Here is an 18,987-nt window from a genome sequence, read left to right on the forward strand (position 1 = left end):
ATCGCCTATCGTGGTCCGTTCGACGGCTTCCATGCGCTGCCGGCGTCGGTCTCCAAGACGCTGCTCGTGCGGTTCGACCATAACAAGTACTCGGTGCACGCGAAGGCGGCGGGTCGCCAAGCTGCCGCTGGCCAAGGAGATCACCGGGTTCGACTTCGCTACCACACCGATCAACGAGCAGCTGGTGCGTGAGCTCGCCGCTGGCGGCTTCCTCGCCAGCCAGCGTAACGCCGTGCTGGTCGGCGGCACCGGCACGGGCAAGACCCACCTCGCCATCGCGATCGGTCGCGCCTGCGTGCGCAGCGGCGCCAGAGTGCGGTCCTTCAACACGGTCGACCTCGTGAACCGGCTCGAGGCCGAGGCGCGTGCCGGCAAGCCCGGCCGCATCGCCGACCATCTCTCGCGGCTCGACCTCGTGATCCTGGAAGAGCTCGGCTACCTGCCATTCGCGCTGTCCGGCGGCCACCGTCACACACCATGCCGGCCATCGTCCTCACAACGGCGCGCCCGCGCCGTGCAACGGGGTCAATGTTGGACGCCGATAAGGGGTCAAGATCCCGCGCCGGTTGACAGGCTTGCTTGTCCCGCGTCTTGGTCACGTAGCTTTCGCGGATCTCACCCTCATGGTCGACCGCAGAGGTAGTGGGTCTCGCCGTTGATCTTCACGAACACCTTGTCGAGATGCCAACGCCAGTGGCGGAACCGCGCATGTAGCTGACCTGGCGCTGACGCACCTCGCTCGCGAACATCGGGTCAAACCTGTTCCACCAGAACCGGATCGTCTTGTGGCTCACATCGACCCCGCGCTCGAACAGCAGGTCCTCGACGTTGCGCAGCGATAGCAGGAAGCGCACGTATATGAGCACCACCAGCCGGATCACCTCGGGTGACGAGTTAAAGCACCGGAACGGGCTAGGCGGTTTGGCTCTCGATCTGCGGGGCATCTGCCGCGGCTAGCAGTACCCAGCAGGGTCTGCCACGTTGGTCTGACAGAGCCCTCTGGTGCTCTTCGTCCACGCGGCCTAGCCTGCCCTACTTACTATGCGGTGCATCAGACCTGACAATGCCCATCTGCATATCGCAGAGCGTCGACTGCGTCCCCTGTACGAGATCGTAGGTCCTCGATCGTCAAAGTTTTTGCCAGATGGATGAGTGACCGAATGGCCATCGCTTTGATTTGCGGCATCCGCGGCTCCCAGGGTTTCGAATGGCCAGCGAAGATCGTCGTTCCCTCGATGGTAGCGCTGATGAAGAGGGCCACCGTGCGGCACTCGTCGTCGGACAAGGAAGCGTTCACTCCCTTCACGAGGTTGGCAAGGCCGCGTTGCGATCGCGCGTAGAATTCCTGCACGAGTTGGCCGACCTTCTCGTTGTGGTTGGCCAGCGCCCAAAGTTCGGGAAACAGATTGGTCGTCTGTTTTGACCGAACATCGTCGAGCGTGAACGCGATCGCCTGGCTGAGCCGCTGCTCTGGATCGTTCAGCGTGTCGCCGAGCATATCGGCGGCGAGATCCGAGTATCCCAGCAGAACCGCCTCTAGGAGTTCCTGAACCAGATCTTCCTTGCGCGGAAAGTAATAGCTCAGATTACCGACCTTCATGCCGCACTCGGCGGCGATGCGGCGCAGCGTGAAGGCCTGTGAACCTTCCTCGACAAGGACGTTCAGCGCGGCGCGAAGAATTTGCTCGATCGTTTCGGTGCCGCAGGCATAGGCTCCCGGTCGCGCGCGAATACGCATTACCGCAACCTCATCCTGTCCCATTTCCATGACTTTTCCGCTTCTCGTTTGCGAGCCACATGGCAGCTTTCACGCGATGTGCAAATCCGCGTCACCGAGGCGAAGCGCATTCTTCCGCGAGCGTCCTAGTTGTGTGCTCCATCAGGCCTGACGGGAAAGAGAAGCCGCAAGGAAGCCGGTGCCTTGCAATTCTTGATCACGCGCTCGACAAGGCGAGCGCGGATCGCCTTCAACGACACCTCGGACAAGGCGTGCGGGCGTTCCCGGCTTACCTCCGCGGCGGTGAAGGGAGGGCTTGAGGCCGCCGTGCTCGGGCCGCCGAGCGTAAACACGACATAGTTGAGCAGATCGGCGAGTTCCGCATTATCGGAGATGCGCGAGTGTGCGACGTTGGGCAACTGGATCAGATACGCGCGCGCCTCGCGATCGCAGAGGAAATAGCCCACCCTGTCGCGAAGCACGGGAAGGAGCGCCGGTGCCGAGTCGCCGTTGATGCCGTGGCACCCACCGCAGTTTTCGATATAGTCGGACCGCGCTTGTACCTGGTCGGCGATCTTGCCCGACCACATTTGCGCGATTCCTACGCTCGCCGCGCCGATGCTAATCGTACCAAGCAGACCCAACACTACATTGCGCATAGGCGGAGGCCGTTCCTTATTGTGCCGCCCCGACCAGAACCGCGGTCGAACAATGATATTCCATGCTGGTCGTCCCGAAGCACCAGATAACGTTGTTGTTGAGCTGTGGCACATAGAGCTGTGTTGCGCGATCGGTGTTGTCGCAGTTGCATTGCCCGCAGGCAGGCTTCCCGCAGCAATCACGGTACGCGATCAGATACGCCTTGCCTTGATCAGGGTTGATGCACGTTCCCACCCAGGATACCGGCGAAGGCTGCGCGCCCGCCGGGCACGCATTAATCGCGCCGCCGCAGCAGCTGCACAGAGATCCGTCAATCGCGCAATAACGCCAGTAATCGCACTTGGTGTCGTCCTTGGTCTGCGCCGTGCGCGCGAACGCGGTCTTGCCCTCGACCGAGCGGTCGGGCTTTTGCGCATCGGCGCGGCTGACCGGGAGGAGCGGAAATGCCGGAGCAGCGACAAGCGCGACACCCAGCTTGGTCAACATGCTCCGCCGCGACGTGGCTCCCGCAAAGCGGCGCAGCATCCGTTCGCCGATCGCATCGATTTTCGTGTTCATCGAATAGCCCCTTGTTGATGGGATGATCGTTAGGCGATCTTGACCTTGAGCCCGTTGATATACTCCTGGACGGAACGCATCCCCAGCTCATGCGCCACGATCAGGCTCTCCAGATGCTCGCGGCTGTTGATCAGCCCCTTCGACAGAACGGTGCCGGCTGCATCCATGAGCACCGCGTAAGGCAGCTTGTCGACATGGAACGCACGTCCCGTCTCGGCACCGTTGATGAAACCATAGCTCTCGATACCTTGCTGAGCGATCATCCGGCGCTGCACGGCCACATCGTCGTCACCGACGAACACGAGCTCGATCCGCTCGGCCTTGGCGAACGACTTGGCTGCCGGGATCAGGTTCTTGCACAAGGGGCACTCGGCCGACACGAACATCAGCAGGCGCATCGCGTGCCGCGTGAGCGCGCCGCCGATCTCCAGCGGCTGGCCATCGATCGTTTGGAGGTGCAGATGCGGAGCCGCTTCGCCCACCGCTGGACCATTGGAACCCATCAGGGCACCTGCCGGAGCGACGCGCATATGCAGTACTCCCACCTGACGGGCGAGCGCGAGCAGGGCGACGATCGCACAGGCGATGACGATCCAGGAGAGGACCTGCGATACCAGAAGTGCAGTCAACATGAGCTATTGTCCAATCGTCAGACCTGCTGGGCGCGAAAACCTGGCACGGCCAGGAGCGCGTCGAGCAGGAGGATCAACAAGAAGAGGGCCAGACCCGTGGCGATCGCGGCGACATGTCCGTACAGCGGCACCTGGCCTGCCGACAGATTGAGCAGGAGCGCGACCGCCAGTGCCAAGTTGCGCGCTACCAAGGCACCATGCAGCGACTGTCGAAGCCCGCCGACGCCACAGCCGCAATCGATCCGGCGCCGCCCGCGTCCGATGTTGATCGCCATGGCGGCGGCGAAGATCACGAGTAGCAGGGCTGCGATTGCTGGTACCCAGCGGCGCTCGCCGACCAACAGCATGGCCCCGACCAAAACCTCCAGCCATGGTAGGACCAAAGCCGTGGGTCCTACCAGCGCCGACGGAAGCAGGCGGTAGTTGCCAATCACCCCGGCCAGCGTGGCGCGGTGACGCAGCTTCGCCGCAGCCGCGACCAGGAACACCAGCGCCACGCAAAAAGCAGCCGAGTCGCCAATCGTCAGGAGGCAGTCTTGCAACACCGCCTAGCTGCCCGCACTGCCGGTTGGCGCAGGTGTCGCGGCCGGCAATGGCGCGGCGGGAGTCCCTACATCGGCGGTGATGATGAGGCCGCCTCCCGTCTTCTCGACCTTGCGCTTCTCCTCCATCGTATGCGCGTCGAGCACATACAGATTGCCTTCCTTGTCGTTGATGAAGAGCAGCGGCGTCGCATCCTGCGTAACTTCGATATTTGAGGCCGGCAGTTTGAGCGGGCGGCGCTTCACCACCTTTTTATTGGCGATGTCGAGATCCCAGATCTCCTCACCGGCTTCATTCTGCGACCAGAACTCGCCCTTGTGCATCAGCACGTACAAGTGCCCGCTCGGCCGGTGCAGCGCCATGATCTGCCTGCCGCCAGGCAGCCAATTCACATTGAGCGGCTTTGTCTCGCCGGGTCGCACGCCGGCGGCCGCCTGGATCGAGAAGGGTGCGGTCACCACCGGCGCGGCACCCATCGTCGCCTGATAGACCAGTCCGCTGTAGCTAATGAAAGTGGTCTGCCGCTTAGTCTTGTCATAGGTGAAGTTGCTGAAGATCGGATCGCCCGACGCCGGGAAGAACGAGGCGGTGTGGGTGATCTTCGACTTCGCGGACGTAGTGTCGACCGTCACCATCGTCCCGTCCGAGCAGAGGGCGGAGAACCCGACGGCGGGATTGGGGATGAGGCTCGCGCAGCCCGGCAGTTCGATCGCGCGTACGAACTTGCGCTTCTGTAGATCGATCATGTTGACCGACGATTGCGGATTGTAATTATAGGCATAGGCCGTCTTGCCATCGTCGTTGACGATGAAGTTCTGCTTCTCGCCGCCGATGATGATCCGGCCAGGAATCGGTATCTCGATCTGCAGCTTCAGGGCGGTGGTGTCGTAGATCGCTACGAAATCCTGCCGCGTACCGCGATCGGCCTTGGTCCAGATCGTGTCCGACACGTAGTAATATTTACCGGCAGGATCGATGGCCATGTCGCCGCGATTGGAGATATCCACCTCGCCGCGCATCTTGCCCGTGGAGCCGTCGAAGATCCTGATGCCGCCCGCGCCATAGCCGCCGCGGATGTAGGCCCATTGCGGCTGAGGGGGCAGGATCGAGAGGACCGAAGCCTCTTCTGCCTTCAATTCCACACTGGCAGGCGGCGACGGCGGTGAAGGCGGCGTTTCTGTCGTCTGCGCCCTCACTGCGAGCGGCAGGGCGGCGCTGGCGATCAGCGCGCCCTTCAGACAAGACTGCCACGTGCAACTCCGGAAAGTCATGTTCTCAACCCCTGAAAGATGCGCTTTACGTCATGTTCCCGAGCGACGACCGCCGACAGCTGCGACGGACCCTGCGATTCGCCAAGGCTGGACGAGCGTCAAGAGTTGGTCAAGCGCTATCTCGCACCGAAGGACGCCGCTTGACGAAAGCTTGAAGATTGACCTAGCTTGTAGCGACATAGAGTCATACTGGGGTTTTCGATGATGCGGGCTAGATTGATGGCCGTCGTGCTGACCTGCTCAATTAGCCTGCCCTCGGTGGCGTCACTGGCCGCACCCGCGCCGCAATTGTTCGCCGAACGTTGCGCGATGTGTCACCAGGCCAATGGCGCGGGGCTGCTCGGTCAGTTTCCAAGGCTTGCTGGGCGAGTGAACGTCATCGCCCAAAGCCCTGCCGGTCGGCGCTATCTCGTGCTGCTCCTGCTGAACGGCATGGTCGGACCGATCGACGTCGACAGCCAACACATTTCCGGGCTGATGCCGTCGATGGCGGCGCTGAAGGATGAGGATATCGCGGCGATGCTGAACTACGCGACCCAGCTTGGCACTCCAGCAAAGAAGGGCAAGATAGCGGCATTCAGCGCTGCGGAAATCGCGGTCGTGCGGAAGGGCGGGTCGATCGGTCCGTCGGCGGTCCATGCAGAGCGCGCCAAGCTCGTCGCCAGCGGTGCCCTGCACTGAAGGTCGTCAGCCTGACACGGCGTTCCGCAGTCCCGTTGCTCTCCACGCGATCCTCATAATCGCCGGCAGGAGGATCGCTGCGGCGACGCCCGCTATTGCTGCCCCGTCGAGCATCGCCAACCCGTTCACGCGTACGGCAACAGCACCAAGCGCCGGGCCGCCAGCCATGGCGGCGCACTGGGCCATCGCCACGAGTCGACGCTCCCGGCCCGCTGCAACATTCTGCATGGCGTGGGCGGAAAGCCGGATCATCCCAAAGGTGGAGCCCATATTGAAGAGCGTCAGCGCGACCAGATAGCCGTTGATCCCGGCATCAGCGGACAGCAACAGCGGAGACAATATTCCGCTTCCGCACATCAGCACGGTCAACCAAGGCTTGAACCGCGGCATGGTCAATGCCGCAAGCATTGCAGAGGGCGCGCTCGCCAGCGAGGTCAGCGCGATGGCGGAGCCAATATCTGCATCGGGCAGGTTGAGAGCGGTCCCGATCGGCGCGATGTAGCTCCACAGCATCATCGTGATCCCGACGAGCAGCACCATTGGCACGATCCTGGTCACGATCGTCGCGGTCATGGCGGACGAGACAAGTGGCACGTCTCTGGCGGATTGACCTGTCGTCTCTGCATCGCGATCGCCGACGGCCTCGTGGCGCAGCAATAGCGCGATCGTCAGCGGTGCCAGCGCCAGCATCGCAAGCGCGGCTGCCGGGCCGCATAGTGTCGCGACCAGCGGCAACGCCGCCAGTGCAGCGGTCGAGAGAAGCTGCTGAGCCAGCATGATAATGCCGATCGCCTGATGCGGCCGCCGCCGAGCCGCAATCGCAACCGCGCGCGTCAGCAACAGGCCCATGCAGGTCCCCAAGACCAACCGCAGCGCCAACACGGCGGCTAGGTCGTGGCAGAAGGGTAGAGCGATACTGGCTGCCAAAGCGACAATCGGCGCGCCCCGAACCAGACGGTGAGTCGCGCAGGTTTGGAGCCAGCCAAGCAGCGCGCCGACCGCCATTCCGACCTGTCCCAGGCTGACGATCCAGCCGAACTCCTGCGGCGCGGCTGCATGATTCTCCGTCAGCAAGGCCAGCACGCCGGGCTCAATGCCCGTCTGCAGCGTCGCCAGGGTGGCAATCACCTGCGCTCGCGTACCGCTCGATATTCGGCCCATGAGATCTGCTCCGCGTCGATCAGCCTCGCATCTGCGTGCGACCCGGCAGGATCCTCTCGAAAGACTCTCTTGGAATGGAGCGCTTGCGTTCGATTAGCTCGACCAGCGTCTCGCTTTGCAAGTCTTTTCTGAACACCGGGCAAAGTTACGACGAAGAAGGTCATACTGGTGCTGCGCAGAACTCGGCTTCGATGCAGGGACGACCCGAATGCAGCTTGCACCGGCAAAACCGGCAGCGGTCAGGCCGGGAGCGAAGGCTCCGCATAGCGGTCGACAATGTCGCCGAGCGAATCGATCAGCGGCGTCAGGTAGCGTTCGAAGTGCTGCCAGTGGTTGACGGCGTCAGTGAAGATCGGCGTCCGGACCTGCTCCGAGCTAGCGGTGCGGACCGCGCGCTTGTTCTGCCAGAAGGCCAGGCACTGCTCCTCGAAATCCAGACCGATATAAGCCAGCAGCCGCTCGACCTCGCCGCGCGTGTCCGCAACCATGCGTTCATAGATGACGCGGTGCACGGCCCCGGGCTGCACGACATCAAAGGCCGCCATCAGCGTTACATAATCGCGATAGTAACGACCGATATCGACCATGTCGTAGGAGAAGGTCTGCCCGCGGGCGAAATGCTGCTTCCACGCGGAGAAGCAGCAGGAGATCGGATGCCGCCGGGCATCGATGATCTTCGCGTTCGGCAACACCAGCTTGATGAGCCCGACATGCTGCCAATTGTTCGGCATCTTGTCGATGAACAACGACTTGTCGGTTCGGCGATGGACGCGGGTACGCTCGATATATTCCTCACCCAGGCGCAAGCGGTCGGCGGGGGTAAGCGACGTCATCATCGCGCGCAGGTCAGGAAATTCTCCTTCATCGACCCGCGACTGCAGGCGGCCGCCGATGATCATCATCTCAGACAGTTCCATCGTACCTTCCACTCGGCTGTGGCTGGACAGGATTTGTTCGATGAGCGTCGAGCCAGATCGTGGCAGGCCGACGACAAAGATCGGATCCTTCGCCGGGCAGCCACCCTCGCCCCGTTCGCGGAGAAAGGCGGGCGTAAACAAGTCGGCCGCAGCCGCGACCTCTGCCGAAAACTCATCGGCGTCGTGGCGGATCAACGTGCGACGCAGGCGATTGCCCTGATCGTACCGCGCAAACGAGGCAGCATAGTCACCGGCATCCTCAAGCGCCTTGCCCAGCGAGAAACAGAGATGGAAGACGTCTTCCTCATGCCCGTCCTCGGCTTCGAGCGTTCGAAGCGCTCGCTCCATCTCGGCGATCTCTTCGACGCCGAGCTTGACGGTCTTCAGGTTGGCGAGGCTCCACCATGCCTCCCCCATGGTCGGCTGATAGGTCAGCGCCTGGCGATAGGCATGGACGGCGTCCGCCTGCTCGCCCAGCGTCTTCAGCACGTGACCCAGGTTCTGCCAGAGTTCCGGCTGATCCGGCTTTTCTGCTAGCAGCCGCTGGTAGAGGTGCTTCGCCTGCTCCTGATCGCCGAGTCGTACCAGCACGGAGGCCAGCAGCAACCTGTTTCCCGGGTTGTTGACGGGCGAGGCGGCAAGCACCTTTGCGTGATCGAGCGCTTCGGGCAGACGATTGGTCTGGAGCAACAAGCGGATGAGAAAGTTTCGTGCTAGGTCGAAACCAGGAGCGAGCTGCACGGACCGCTCAACCAGCGGTACTGCGACCGACATGTCACCGCGTCGCCAGTTGATCTCGCCAAGCAGCCGGCTCGCCGCCGGATCGTCCGGCGAGCGTTCGAGCCGCGTCTCGAGAATCGTTGCCGCCTCGGCGAGACGACCGTCGTTCATCGCCAGCGCGGCGGTCCGCAGTTCGGCATCACGCGAGGAGGCGTGGACGCCCGACAGATCAGCTCGCCAGGCGTCCTGCTCGCGACCGGCGATGCGCAACGCGCGCGCCAGGTCGAACCAGCCGCGCGCCACCATCGGCTGTCGACTGACCGCCTGTTCCAGCGCGGTGATCGCCCGATGCTGATCCCCGAGCTCGACTAGCGACTCAGCGCGCTGTCCAGATCCGCGAGTCGTTTGTCTTTGGCCCTGACCGGCAGATGATTGCCCCGGGCGCTCAAGATATGTGCTCGTCGCAGGTACCTCTTCGACAGCGACCGCGATATCCGCCGGTGAGTCCGGGCGTGGGCGTCGCTTCTTCAAGCCGGGTCCTTTCTGCATGGGTCATGCATAATGCAAGTAATCCGCTTGACAACAGCGCGATCCTAAATGTTAATCCAGAAACTTGACGGTCGGCAGACATTGGAAGTCGTCGAGCGATGTTCGGACCTATCGCGTATCAGGGCGCGAGAGAAAGCAATGAGGTCGACTCGGACAATCGAGCGATCCGGAGGAAACCGGGAGAGGAGATCATACCAAGGGGGAAAAGATGATCGACTCCAAGCATCCGCGACTTTCGTTTTCTGGCCTGCTCTTGTGCGCAACCGTCCTCACTCCCTTCGCGGCAAACAGCGCCTTCGCCCAGGCGGCACCGCCGCCGACGATGATCGCAGTCGCCGATCCTGTCCCGGCCGCCGATGCGCCACCGCAAGATCAGGGGCTCGGCGACATCGTCGTCACGGCGACGCGCCGTGCCGAAAGCATTCAGAAGGTCCCCATCTCGATGCAGGCGCTGAGTGCGGACACGCTCGAACAGCGGCAGGTGAAGGGGCTGACCGACGTTGCGGCGCTGCTGCCATCGGTGTCCTTCGCCGGCATCGGTCCCGGCCGCAACACCGTCTATTTTCGTGGCATCGTTCCGGCCGGCGGCAACTATGCTTCGGTCGGCTATTACATCGATGACATCCCGATCTTTGGAACCGGAACTCCCGACGTCCACATCTACGACATCGAGCGGGTGGAGGCGTTGTCGGGTCCGCAAGGCACGCTATTCGGTGCCGGCTCGCTCGCCGGCACGATACGCTTCATCACCAACAAGCCTAAGATCGGCGTATTCCAATTCGGCTACGATACCGAAGCCAACAAATATGGCGACGGGGCGGTGGGCGGTCAGATCGAGTCGTTCGTCAACGTGCCGGTCAACGACAGCATCGCCATCCGCGCGATGGGCTTCTATCGACACGACGGCGGTTACATCGACAACAAGCCCAATAACGGCAGGTTCAATGATGGCAGTTCGTCGGTTCTGAACCTGGGCGATAATAATCCGGCCACGTCTTACAAGCTCGACAACGGCGCGATCGCCAAGGACAATTACAACCCGATCTACGAATATGGCGGTCGCGTGGAGTTGCTGTGGCAGCTGGCCCCGGGCTGGGACATTACGCCGCAAGTTACCGCGCAACGACAAATCGCGGATGGCTATTTCGGCTATGACCCGCGTGTCGGCGACCTTCAGGTCCACGACTTCGACGGGACGCGGCAGGATGACAAATGGTACCAGGCCGAGCTAGCGATCCATGGCCATATCGGCGACTTCGACGTGGCGTCATCGACGGGGTATTTCCAGCGTCGCACCAAATTGCAGAACGACTACACTTATTACACAGTGACGTATGACCGCTTCGGCGCGGGATACGAGAATTATCTTCAGTTCTTCGACAAGAGCGGATGCACAGGTGCCGGCGCAACGCTGAGGTGCAGCAAGCTCATCAACCCGACCCAATATTTCCACGCCGATACCAAGAAGCGGACGCTAACTCAGGAAGTGCGCGTCAATAGCCCGAAGAGCTGGCCGTTCGATGTCACAGTCGGTGGCTTCTATCAGTATCACAAACAGGAGAACAACACCTACTACGCCATTCATGGCCTCGATCAGATTGCCGGCTATACGCAGGCTGGCGGCGGCGACAGCAATCCCGCGGGGTTCGGCATACCGGTATCGCAAGGCGGCACGCTGGTTCCCGGCACACCGGCGGTGAAGCAGGACGGCTTCTACATAAGCGAGACTAACCAATATTACCACGATGAAGCATTGTTTGCTGAAGGTCACTACAATATCATTCCAACGGTCAAGATCACCGGTGGCATCCGTTACTTCTGGACAAGCTATAGGGTTCTTGGCTTCAACGGCGTGTCGGGGTCGGCGGCAAACACCGTCACTTCGCTCTATGTGCCCACCGGCACGCGAGGTTGTCCGACACCGCTTCCGGCAGCGCGGCTCCAGTGCTTGAACTCGAACTTAGCGGCCGCGGACGAGGTGGGTCGATACAGCGAGCATGGCGAGACGCACAAGGTCGCGGTCAACTGGCAGGTCGATCCGACCAAGATGATCTACGCCAACTACTCCACCGGATTCCGGCCGGGCGGCTTCAATCGACCGCTACGCATCCGGAACATCGGCGTCGCGACCGTTCCGCCGTTCAAGTCGGAGACGCTGACCAACTACGAGATCGGTGCCAAGACGACCTGGAACAACATCTTCCGCTTCAACGCCGCCATCTATTTGGAGAATTGGGACAACATTCAGTACGGCGTCGTCGTCTCGGGCGCTCAGGGTGCCGGCATCACCGGCAATGCCGGCAAGGCTCAGGTCAAGGGTGTGGAGTATGATGCCGATCTACGGCTGGGCAAGTTTACGATTTCATCGTCGGGCGCTTATAACGATGGCAAGCTGAAGGGCAATTTCTGCAATTTCGCCTTTAGTCCCAGTACTCTGTCGATCTCGCAGCTGTCGAGCTGTACGCTCGGCCAGAACGTTGCCGGGTCCAGTCCGCCGACGTCACAGGTCGCCGCCGCCGACGGCACTCGACTGCCGCGCCAGCCCAAGTTCAAGGGCACGACCTCCATCCGCTACGACCGCGACGTCGGCAGCTATCACGGCTATCTCCAGGGCGCGGCGCTGTACCAGACCAGCGCCACTCAGGACCTGAACGTAGCGGATGATGCATTACTCGGTGACACTCCGGGCTTCGTGTCGTTCGATTTCTCCGGCGGCCTCAGGAAGAACTCGACCACGATTGAGCTGTTCATCCAGAACGCCTTTGACCGACGGGGAGCGTTGACTAAGAACACTTTCTGTTCGATCACCTTCTGCTCCAATTCCTCGCGGACGTTCATCATCAGGCCGCAATTCTTTGGGATCAGGTTCGGGCAGCGGTTCAACTGACAGGTCTGCACGGGCCGTTCGCCCGCAGCAACCGCTTGGCGGGTGACAATGCCCGTGGCAACGTAGCCAGCTTGGCGGTGACCGGGCATTGATGTGGTCACCGGTTGCGGCATGTGGGCGAGGAGCGATCGGACGATGACGGTCAGCGGTGAGGACTCGACCGGTGTTTCGCGCCGCGGTCTGCTGGCGGGGGGATGCGCGACCGCCGCCCTCACCGCGGTGCCGCTGGCCGAGGCGGACGGCGCGCCCGTGCGACCGGCGGCGACGATGCCGGTGACGCTGAAGGTCAACGGCATCGCGCACAAGCTCGATCTCGACCCGCGCACGACCCTGCTCGACACGCTACGCGAGCATCTGTACCTCACCGGTACCAAGAAGGGTTGCGACCATGGCCAGTGCGGTGCCTGCACGGTGATCGTCGAGGGCAAGCGGATCAACGCCTGCCTCAGCCTCGCCGTCCAGCACCAGGGCGATGCGGTCACGACGATCGAGGGGCTTGGCGCGCCGGGCCGGCTCCATCCGATGCAGGCGGCGTTCGTCAAGCATGACGGCTTTCAATGCGGCTATTGCACGCCGGGTCAGATCTGCTCGGCAGTCGCTGTGCTCGACGAAATGCGGGCGGGCATCCCGAGTCACGTCCAGGCCGACATCACGGCCAAGCCGGGCTTCACGACGATCGAGATGCGCGAGCGGATGAGCGGTAATATCTGCCGCTGCGGTGCCTATTCCAACATCGCCGAGGCAATGGCCGAGATCGCGGGCATCGAGGCATGAGGGCCTTTACCTACGAACGCGCTACATCGCCGAAAGCGGCGGCGGCGATCGTCGCGCGAACCCAGGGTGCCAAGTTCCTCGCCGGCGGCACCAACCTGCTCGACTTGATGAAGCTGGAGGTCGAGACGCCCAACCACCTCGTCGACCTGCAGGACCTCGGCCTTGACCGGATCGAGAAGACGCCCGAGGGCGGTCTCAGGATCGGAGCCTTCGTCACCAACACCACGCTTGCCGCCGATCATCGCGTCCGGCGCGACTATGGCGTGCTGACCCGCGCGATCGTCGCGGGAGCGTCGGGCCAGTTGCGCAACAAGGCGACCACTGCCGGCAACCTGCTCCAGCGCACCCGCTGCTCCTATTTCTACGACCCCAACCAGCCGTGCAACAAGCGCAAGCCCGGGTCAGGCTGCGCGGCGATCGGCGGCTATTCGCGGCCGCTCGGGATCATCGGCACTTCGGAGGCGTGCATCGCCACCTATCCCGGCGACATGGCGGTGGCGATGCGCGTGCTCGACGCCACCGTCGAGACGGTCGACGCCGACGGCCGGGTTCGGGCGATCCCGATCGCCGACTTCCACCGGCTTTGGGGTGACACGCCGCAGGTCGAGACCGCTCTCAAGCCGGGCGAGATCATCACCGCGGTCACGCTGCCGCATCCGGTGGGAGGCCGCCACGTCTATCGCAAGGTACGCGACCGCGCGTCCTACGCCTTTGCGCTCGTGTCGGTCGCGGCGGTGATCCAGCCGGACGGCAGCGGCCGGGTAGCGTTCGGCGGGGTCGCGCCCAAGCCCTGGCGGGTCGAGGCCGCCGATGCGCTGCTGCCGCAAGGGGCAAAGGCGGTCACCGCCCGCGCATTCGCGGGAGCGCGACCCACCGCGGACAACGCGTTCAAGCTCCTGCTCGCCGAGCGCACGCTCGCCGCCGTCCTTGCCTCGACAAGGGCCTGATCGATGAAGTTCGACGCCCCCGCCGGCCGAAACTCGATTGATCAGCTCAAGGTCATCGGCCGAGCGACCGATCGTATCGATGGACCCGCCAAGACGAGCGGCACCGCGCACTATGCCTATGAACGCCACGATCAGGTCGCCGACCCCGCCTATGGCTATGTTGTCGGCAGCGCGATCGCCAAGGGGCGCGTGACCCGGATCGATACCGCCGCCGCTCGTGCCGCGCCGGGCGTGATCGCGATCGTGACGCATGAGAATGCCGGCAAGCTCGGCAAGGGCAAGTTCAACACGGCGGCGCTGCTCGGCGGGCCGGAGGTCGAGCATTACCACCAGGCGCTTGCGGTCGTCGTCGCCGACACCTTCGAAGGCGCACGCTCGGCGGCGGCGTTGGTCCGCATCGACTATGCCCGCGCCGAGGGCAAGTTCGACCTCGCTGCTGCCAAGCCTGGTGCGCCGCTTCTGCCGGACCGTGGGGCGGCGGGGGTAGCGGAGAGCAAGGCGAAGGACTTCGCCGCGGCCTTCGCCACCGCGCCGGTCACGCTTGATGCGACCTACACCACCCCCGATCACAGCCATGCGATGATGGAGCCGCACGCCACCACGGCGGCATGGCACGGCGACACGCTTACCCTCTGGACCTCCAACCAGATGATCGCCTGGGGCAAGGGCGACGTCGCCAGGACGCTCGACATGCCCAAGGAGAAGGTCCGGCTCGACTCGCCCTATGTCGGCGGCGGTTTTGGCGGCAAGCTGTTCGTCCGTGCCGATGCCGTCCTGGCCGCGCTTGGGGCGAAGGCGGCGGGTCGCCCCGTCAAGCTGGCGCTGCCGCGACCGTTGGTGTTCAACAACACGACGCACCGGCCGGCGACGATCCAGCGCATCCGCCTGGGTGCCAACCATGACGGCACGCTCGTCGCGATCGGCCATGAGAGCTGGTCGGGCGACCTGCCCGGCGGCGGACCCGAGACCGCGGTGTCGCAGACCAACCTCCTCTACGCCGGTGCGCATCGCATGACCGCGACTCGGCTCGCGGTGCTCGATCTGCCCGAGGGCAACGCGATGCGCGCGCCTGGCGAAGCACCCGGGCTGATGGCGCTTGAGATCGCGATCGACGAACTCGCCGATAAGCTGGCGATGGACCCGGTCGAGCTGAGGATTATCAACGACACGCAGGTCGATCCCCTGAAGCCCGATCGCCCCTTCTCGCAACGCCACCTCATAGAGTGTCTGCGCACCGGTGCGGAGCGCTTCGGCTGGTCCCGTCGTGAGGCCCGGCCGGGCGCCGTACGCGATGGCGAATGGCTGATCGGGATGGGTGTCGCGGCGGGCATCCGCAACCATCTGCCGGTGAAATCGGCGGCAAGGGTCGGCATCGACGCCGATGGCGGCGTCATGGTGTGGACCGACATGACCGATATCGGCACCGGCACCTACACCATCATCGCCCAGACCGCGGCCGAGACGATGGGCGTCCCGCTCGACCGGGTGCGGGTCGTGCTGGGCGACTCCGACCTGCCCGCGTCCGCCGGCTCGGGCGGACAATGGGGTGCGAGCAACTCGACCTCGGGCGTCTATGCGGCGTGCATGAAATTGCGCGAGGCCGTCGCGCAGAAGCTTGGCTTCAACTCGGCCGATGCCGCGTTCGCCAGCGGCAAGGTCCTCGCCGGCAATCGCAGCGCGCCCCTCAAGGATGCCGCCGGCCTCACGGCCGAGGACGGGATCGAGTATGGCGACCTCGCCAAGAAGTACCAGCAATCGACCTTTGCCGCCCATTACTGCGAGGTTGCCGTCAATGGTTGGACCGGAGAGATCCGCATCCGTCGTATGCTCGCCGTTTGCGATGCCGGGCGTATCCTCAACCCCAAGACCGCGCGCAGCCAGGTGATCGGCGCGATGACAATGGGTGCGGGCGCGGCGCTGATGGAGGAACTGGCAGTCGACAGGCGGTTCGGCTTCTTCGTCAACCACGACCTCGCCGGCTACGAGGTACCGGTCCATGCCGACATCCCGCACCAAGAGGTCATCTTCCTCGATCATCCCGACGACATCTCGTCGCCCATGAAAGCCAAGGGAGTGGGCGAGCTTGGATTATGCGGGGTCGGTGCTGCGATCGCCAATGCGGTATACAATGCCACGGGCGTGCGTGTGCGCGATTACCCGATCACTCTCGACAAACACCTGGAGCGATTACCGGCGATCGCCTGATCATGTCTTGCTCGGTCACGTCTGCGGGCATTGTCGACAAACAAGGTTCTGGCTCTTCCTGGCCGCGGATTGAGCGTGCGTTTGCGGCATCAGCCGGTAACGTCGGCCGATGCTAACAGTCGCTGCCGATCAGAATCCACGATCCGGTTCCGGCGGCCTGCGCCGCTCGGTCGGACCGACCGGCGCGTTCCTCGTCACCGTGACCTGCGTAGCACCCAGTATCGCCGTCTTCATCGTAGGAGCCGACGTGATGCGGCACGTCGGCACGGGCGTGTTCCTGTGTTTCGCCGCAGCCGCCATCTTGGGCGTGCTGATGTCGGCGGTCTATGGCGAGCTGGGGTCAGCGATCCCCGGCGCGGGCGGTGAGTACACGATCTTCACTCATGTTTTCGGTTCGCTGGCAGGCCATGGGATCATCGGGCTCAACCTCCTCGGCTTCAGCGTATCGCTGGCCTTGTCGAGCTACGGCGTTGCCACCTACCTTGGCGAATTCATCCCGAATATGTCGCCGCGGATCGCGGCCCCGATCACCATTGGCGTCGTCACGCTGATTGCAACGCTGCGGATCCAGGTGGGAGCGCTGATGACGGCGGCTTTCCTGCTTACCGAAATCGTCGCGCTGGCAGTCGTGACGGTCGTCGGGATGGGGCACGCCGGCCGCCCCCTATCGGTGCTGATTCATCCGGTTATCGCCGCACCTGTTGGTTTAGGCGCTCCTTCGGCGATCGCCATGGGTGTCGCGACGGCAGCCGGCATCTATGCTTTCAACGGCTACGGAGCGGCGATCTTCTTCGGTGAGGACATGAAGGATGCTCCGCGTCACACTGCGCCGGTGGTGTTCGCGGCGCTCGTTGCAGGCGTCATCGTGGTCATGCCCCCAATTATCGCGCTGGTTCTTGGTGCTCCACAGTTACAAGCTTTTAGCGGCAGGGAACCCATCCTGACGGTTGTCGAGCAACTCGCAGGCTCGCGTCTCGCGCACATCATGAGTCTTGGGGTAGGCTTGGCGATACTCAACACCTCGATTGCGGTAGCGTTGATGGCCGGCCGGCAACTCTACGCGACGGCACAGGACAATCTTTGGAGCGCCAGCATCAATCGCGCACTCAAGATCACCCATTCACGCTGGGGATCGTCATGGGCTGCGACGTTGGTAATGGGCTGCTGCGGCATCGCAGCGACCTTGCTCAACCCTCATGTGCTTGTCCTCGTTCTGGGAAACAGCAACGTCCTTACCTATTCAGTGCTGTGCGTCGCCGCGCTGTGGGGACGTAGGAGCGGCAAGACGAGCAAGGCACCCTGGCAAATGCCGCTCTATCCGCTGCCTCCGCTGTTGGCCTTGGGGATTTTCGCTGCAGTTGCCGGGTTCACGTTGTTCGATCCGGCTGGTCGCTTCGGGTTGATGGTCAGTGTGCTGACCATCACCGGCTCGGCGTTGCTGTTTGGCGCGATGCAGCGCTTGCCCGACGCTCGATGACGGTGTTGCCAGCCTAGTGCAAATCGCTCTCCATCTGTGGACGCCCCTTCGGTTGCAAGCAGTATCTGGAAGTTCTGACACATAGTCGGATGCTGCCATCTGTCCGGCCTGTAATGCAGCGTAAGCTGCTGGCCCGTATGGGAGTTCGCGGATCGGAACCACATCACACGAACGTGCTCTTGGCACGCTGGAGACCTCTGGTTCTTCCGATCCCGTCTCGCCGACTGTTGTGCCATACCCTCCTTCGACCGACTGCGTCCTCCGACGCCTCTGGCCCGCCTCGGCTTACGCCGCGACTGCGACCGGAGCTCTGTAATCCTCTTGCCTCACCAGCAACGCCCAGACGGTACGCGCCATCTTGTTGGCGAGCGCGACCGTCACCAGCATGCGCGGTTTTCTGGCGAGCATGCCTTCGAGCCACGAGCCCGCCGGCGCACCGCGCTTGCTCGCCTGGAGCACGACCGAACTGGCGCCGATGATCAGCAACCGCCTCAGCGTGCGCTCACCCATCCTGGAGATCGCGCCCAGCTTCTGCTTGCCGCCGGTCGATGCCTGCTTCGGCACCAGCCCCAGCCAGGCGGCGAAGTCGCGCCCCTTGGCGAACATCTCCGCTGGAGGCGCGATCGCGGCGATGGCGGTCGCCGTGATCGGACCGACGCCGGGGATCGTCATCAACCGGCGCGCCACCTCGTCCTCGCGGGCACGTCGGGCGATCTCCTTGTCCAGTGCCGCTACCCGCTTGTCGAGTTCGGCCAGCATGTCGACCATCATGGCGAACATCGGTCGCGCCGCCTCGGGCAGTGTCACGCCGATCTCGCCGCCCTCGAGCAGATCCGCCAGCATCGCGAGATGCGCTGTGCCTTTTGGCGCGACCCAGCCATACTCGGCCAAGTGCCCGCGGATGGCATTGCCAAGCTGGGTGCGCTGCTTCACCATCAGGTCGCGCGTGCGGAACACCAGCGCCGCCGCCTGCTGCTCCTCGGTCTTCACCGCCACAAACCGCATGCTGGGCCGCTGCGCCGCCTCGCAGATCGCTTCGGCATCCACCGCATCGTTCTTGTGGCGCTTCACATATGGCTTCACGTACGCCGGCGGCATGAGTCGAACCTCGTAACCCAACGTTCGCAGCTCGCGCGCCCAGTGATGGGCGCCTCCGCACGCCTCCAGCGCAACCAAACACCGCGGGTGCGACGCGAAGAAGTCGAGTAGCTTGCCGCGCGTGATCTTGCGGCTGAACATACATCATCCCCACGAGGCGGATCACCTCAGGGGACAAATTGAAGCGGCG

The 18,987-nt window shown here is 63.4% G+C and carries 13 protein-coding genes and 5 pseudogenes; 8 read left to right on the plus strand and 10 right to left on the minus strand.

The features are described 5' to 3' along the window. Both HUU96_RS15355 and HUU96_RS15040 read left to right on the plus strand, forming a co-directional pair. A pseudogene (locus tag HUU96_RS15355) lies at nt 1-117 on the plus strand (Mu transposase domain-containing protein); the annotation flags it as partial. Further along, nucleotides 113-463: pseudogene (locus HUU96_RS15040) on the plus strand (ATP-binding protein); the annotation flags it as partial. The pseudogenes HUU96_RS15355 and HUU96_RS15040, both read left to right, overlap by 5 nt. 109 nt (nt 464-572) lie before the next feature. On the opposite strand, the pseudogene HUU96_RS15360 reads toward HUU96_RS15040, so the two are convergent. The 7 genes and pseudogenes from HUU96_RS15360 to HUU96_RS02075 all read right to left on the minus strand — a co-directional run. Then, nucleotides 573-944: pseudogene (locus HUU96_RS15360) on the minus strand (DDE-type integrase/transposase/recombinase); the annotation flags it as partial. A 107-nt stretch (nt 945-1,051) separates the two neighbouring features. Next, complete coding sequence (locus HUU96_RS02050; protein ID WP_254604893.1) at nt 1,052-1,768, minus strand: TetR/AcrR family transcriptional regulator; 717 nt, start codon at nt 1,766-1,768, stop codon at nt 1,052-1,054. 95 nt (nt 1,769-1,863) lie between these two features. Beyond that, nucleotides 1,864-2,376 carry a c-type cytochrome gene (locus HUU96_RS02055; RefSeq protein WP_174291202.1) on the minus strand — a complete coding sequence of 171 codons (513 nt, stop codon included), beginning with the start codon at nt 2,374-2,376 and terminating at the stop codon, nt 1,864-1,866. Nucleotides 2,377-2,392: 16 nt separating this feature from the next. After that, on the minus strand, nt 2,393-2,935 hold the full coding sequence (locus HUU96_RS02060) for a methylamine dehydrogenase light chain (RefSeq protein WP_174291203.1): 543 nt from the start codon (nt 2,933-2,935) through the stop codon (nt 2,393-2,395). A gap of 29 nt (nt 2,936-2,964) precedes the next feature. Next, complete coding sequence (locus HUU96_RS02065; RefSeq protein WP_174291204.1) at nt 2,965-3,567, minus strand: redoxin domain-containing protein; 603 nt, start codon at nt 3,565-3,567, stop codon at nt 2,965-2,967. 17 nt (nt 3,568-3,584) lie between these two features. Beyond that, a complete protein-coding gene (locus HUU96_RS02070; protein ID WP_174291205.1) occupies nt 3,585-4,064 on the minus strand; it encodes a MauE/DoxX family redox-associated membrane protein in 480 nt (159 codons plus the stop codon). 51 nt (nt 4,065-4,115) lie between these two features. After that, a complete protein-coding gene (locus tag HUU96_RS02075) occupies nt 4,116-5,252 on the minus strand; it encodes an amine dehydrogenase large subunit (protein ID WP_254604896.1) in 1,137 nt (378 codons plus the stop codon). Nucleotides 5,253-5,600: 348 nt separating this feature from the next. Here HUU96_RS02075 and HUU96_RS02080 point away from each other — a divergent pair, with 348 nt between their 5' ends. Further along, a complete protein-coding gene (locus HUU96_RS02080) occupies nt 5,601-6,062 on the plus strand; it encodes a c-type cytochrome (RefSeq protein ID WP_254604899.1) in 462 nt (153 codons plus the stop codon). Nucleotides 6,063-6,068: 6 nt separating this feature from the next. Here the strand turns inward: HUU96_RS02080 and HUU96_RS02085 are convergent, their stop codons facing one another. Further along, nucleotides 6,069-7,190 carry an MFS transporter gene (locus HUU96_RS02085; RefSeq protein WP_174291208.1) on the minus strand — a complete coding sequence of 374 codons (1,122 nt, stop codon included), beginning with the start codon at nt 7,188-7,190 and terminating at the stop codon, nt 6,069-6,071. A gap of 272 nt (nt 7,191-7,462) precedes the next feature. Continuing rightward, nucleotides 7,463-9,241 (minus strand): annotated as a pseudogene (locus tag HUU96_RS02090) (tetratricopeptide repeat-containing sulfotransferase family protein); the annotation flags it as partial. 490 nt (nt 9,242-9,731) lie between these two features. Between HUU96_RS02090 and HUU96_RS02095 the strand changes: the two are divergent. The 5 genes from HUU96_RS02095 (at nt 9,732) to HUU96_RS02115 (ending at nt 17,699) form a co-directional block, all read left to right on the plus strand. Beyond that, nucleotides 9,732-12,296: a TonB-dependent receptor gene (locus HUU96_RS02095; RefSeq protein WP_254604900.1), complete on the plus strand. Its 2,565-nt coding sequence runs from the start codon at nt 9,732-9,734 to the stop codon at nt 12,294-12,296. 135 nt (nt 12,297-12,431) lie between these two features. Next, nucleotides 12,432-13,070: an aldehyde dehydrogenase iron-sulfur subunit PaoA gene (gene paoA, locus HUU96_RS02100; protein WP_174291211.1), complete on the plus strand. Its 639-nt coding sequence runs from the start codon at nt 12,432-12,434 to the stop codon at nt 13,068-13,070. After that, complete coding sequence (locus HUU96_RS02105; RefSeq protein ID WP_174291212.1) at nt 13,067-14,017, plus strand: FAD binding domain-containing protein; 951 nt, start codon at nt 13,067-13,069, stop codon at nt 14,015-14,017. The genes paoA and HUU96_RS02105 overlap by 4 nt, the downstream gene beginning before the upstream one ends. A 3-nt stretch (nt 14,018-14,020) precedes the next feature. Next, complete coding sequence (gene paoC, locus HUU96_RS02110) at nt 14,021-16,222, plus strand: aldehyde oxidoreductase molybdenum-binding subunit PaoC (protein WP_174291213.1); 2,202 nt, start codon at nt 14,021-14,023, stop codon at nt 16,220-16,222. 109 nt (nt 16,223-16,331) lie between these two features. Further along, on the plus strand, nt 16,332-17,699 hold the full coding sequence (locus HUU96_RS02115; protein WP_174291214.1) for an APC family permease: 1,368 nt from the start codon (nt 16,332-16,334) through the stop codon (nt 17,697-17,699). A gap of 285 nt (nt 17,700-17,984) precedes the next feature. Here HUU96_RS02115 and HUU96_RS02120 read toward each other — a convergent pair. Then, nucleotides 17,985-18,929: pseudogene (locus HUU96_RS02120) on the minus strand (IS110 family transposase); the annotation flags it as partial. Nucleotides 18,930-18,987 lie beyond the last annotated feature (58 nt).

This window comes from Sphingomonas bacterium, assembly GCF_903644135.1.
GTDB lineage: Bacteria > Pseudomonadota > Alphaproteobacteria > Sphingomonadales > Sphingomonadaceae > Sphingomonas.

What these genes read in the sequence shown, in the direction of transcription:
- HUU96_RS02050 (WP_254604893.1), bottom strand. Translation starts at nt 1,768, where the DNA reads ATGGAAATGGGACAGGATGAGGTTGCGGTAATGCGTATTCGCGCGCGA.
- HUU96_RS02055 (WP_174291202.1), bottom strand. Translation starts at nt 2,376, where the DNA reads ATGCGCAATGTAGTGTTGGGTCTGCTTGGTACGATTAGCATCGGCGCG.
- HUU96_RS02060 (WP_174291203.1), bottom strand. Translation starts at nt 2,935, where the DNA reads ATGAACACGAAAATCGATGCGATCGGCGAACGGATGCTGCGCCGCTTT.
- HUU96_RS02065 (WP_174291204.1), bottom strand. Translation starts at nt 3,567, where the DNA reads ATGTTGACTGCACTTCTGGTATCGCAGGTCCTCTCCTGGATCGTCATC.
- HUU96_RS02080 (WP_254604899.1), top strand. Translation starts at nt 5,601, where the DNA reads ATGGCCGTCGTGCTGACCTGCTCAATTAGCCTGCCCTCGGTGGCGTCA.
- HUU96_RS02095 (WP_254604900.1), top strand. Translation starts at nt 9,732, where the DNA reads ATGATCGCAGTCGCCGATCCTGTCCCGGCCGCCGATGCGCCACCGCAA.
- paoA (WP_174291211.1), top strand. Translation starts at nt 12,432, where the DNA reads ATGACGGTCAGCGGTGAGGACTCGACCGGTGTTTCGCGCCGCGGTCTG.
- HUU96_RS02105 (WP_174291212.1), top strand. Translation starts at nt 13,067, where the DNA reads ATGAGGGCCTTTACCTACGAACGCGCTACATCGCCGAAAGCGGCGGCG.
- paoC (WP_174291213.1), top strand. Translation starts at nt 14,021, where the DNA reads ATGAAGTTCGACGCCCCCGCCGGCCGAAACTCGATTGATCAGCTCAAG.
- HUU96_RS02115 (WP_174291214.1), top strand. Translation starts at nt 16,332, where the DNA reads ATGCTAACAGTCGCTGCCGATCAGAATCCACGATCCGGTTCCGGCGGC.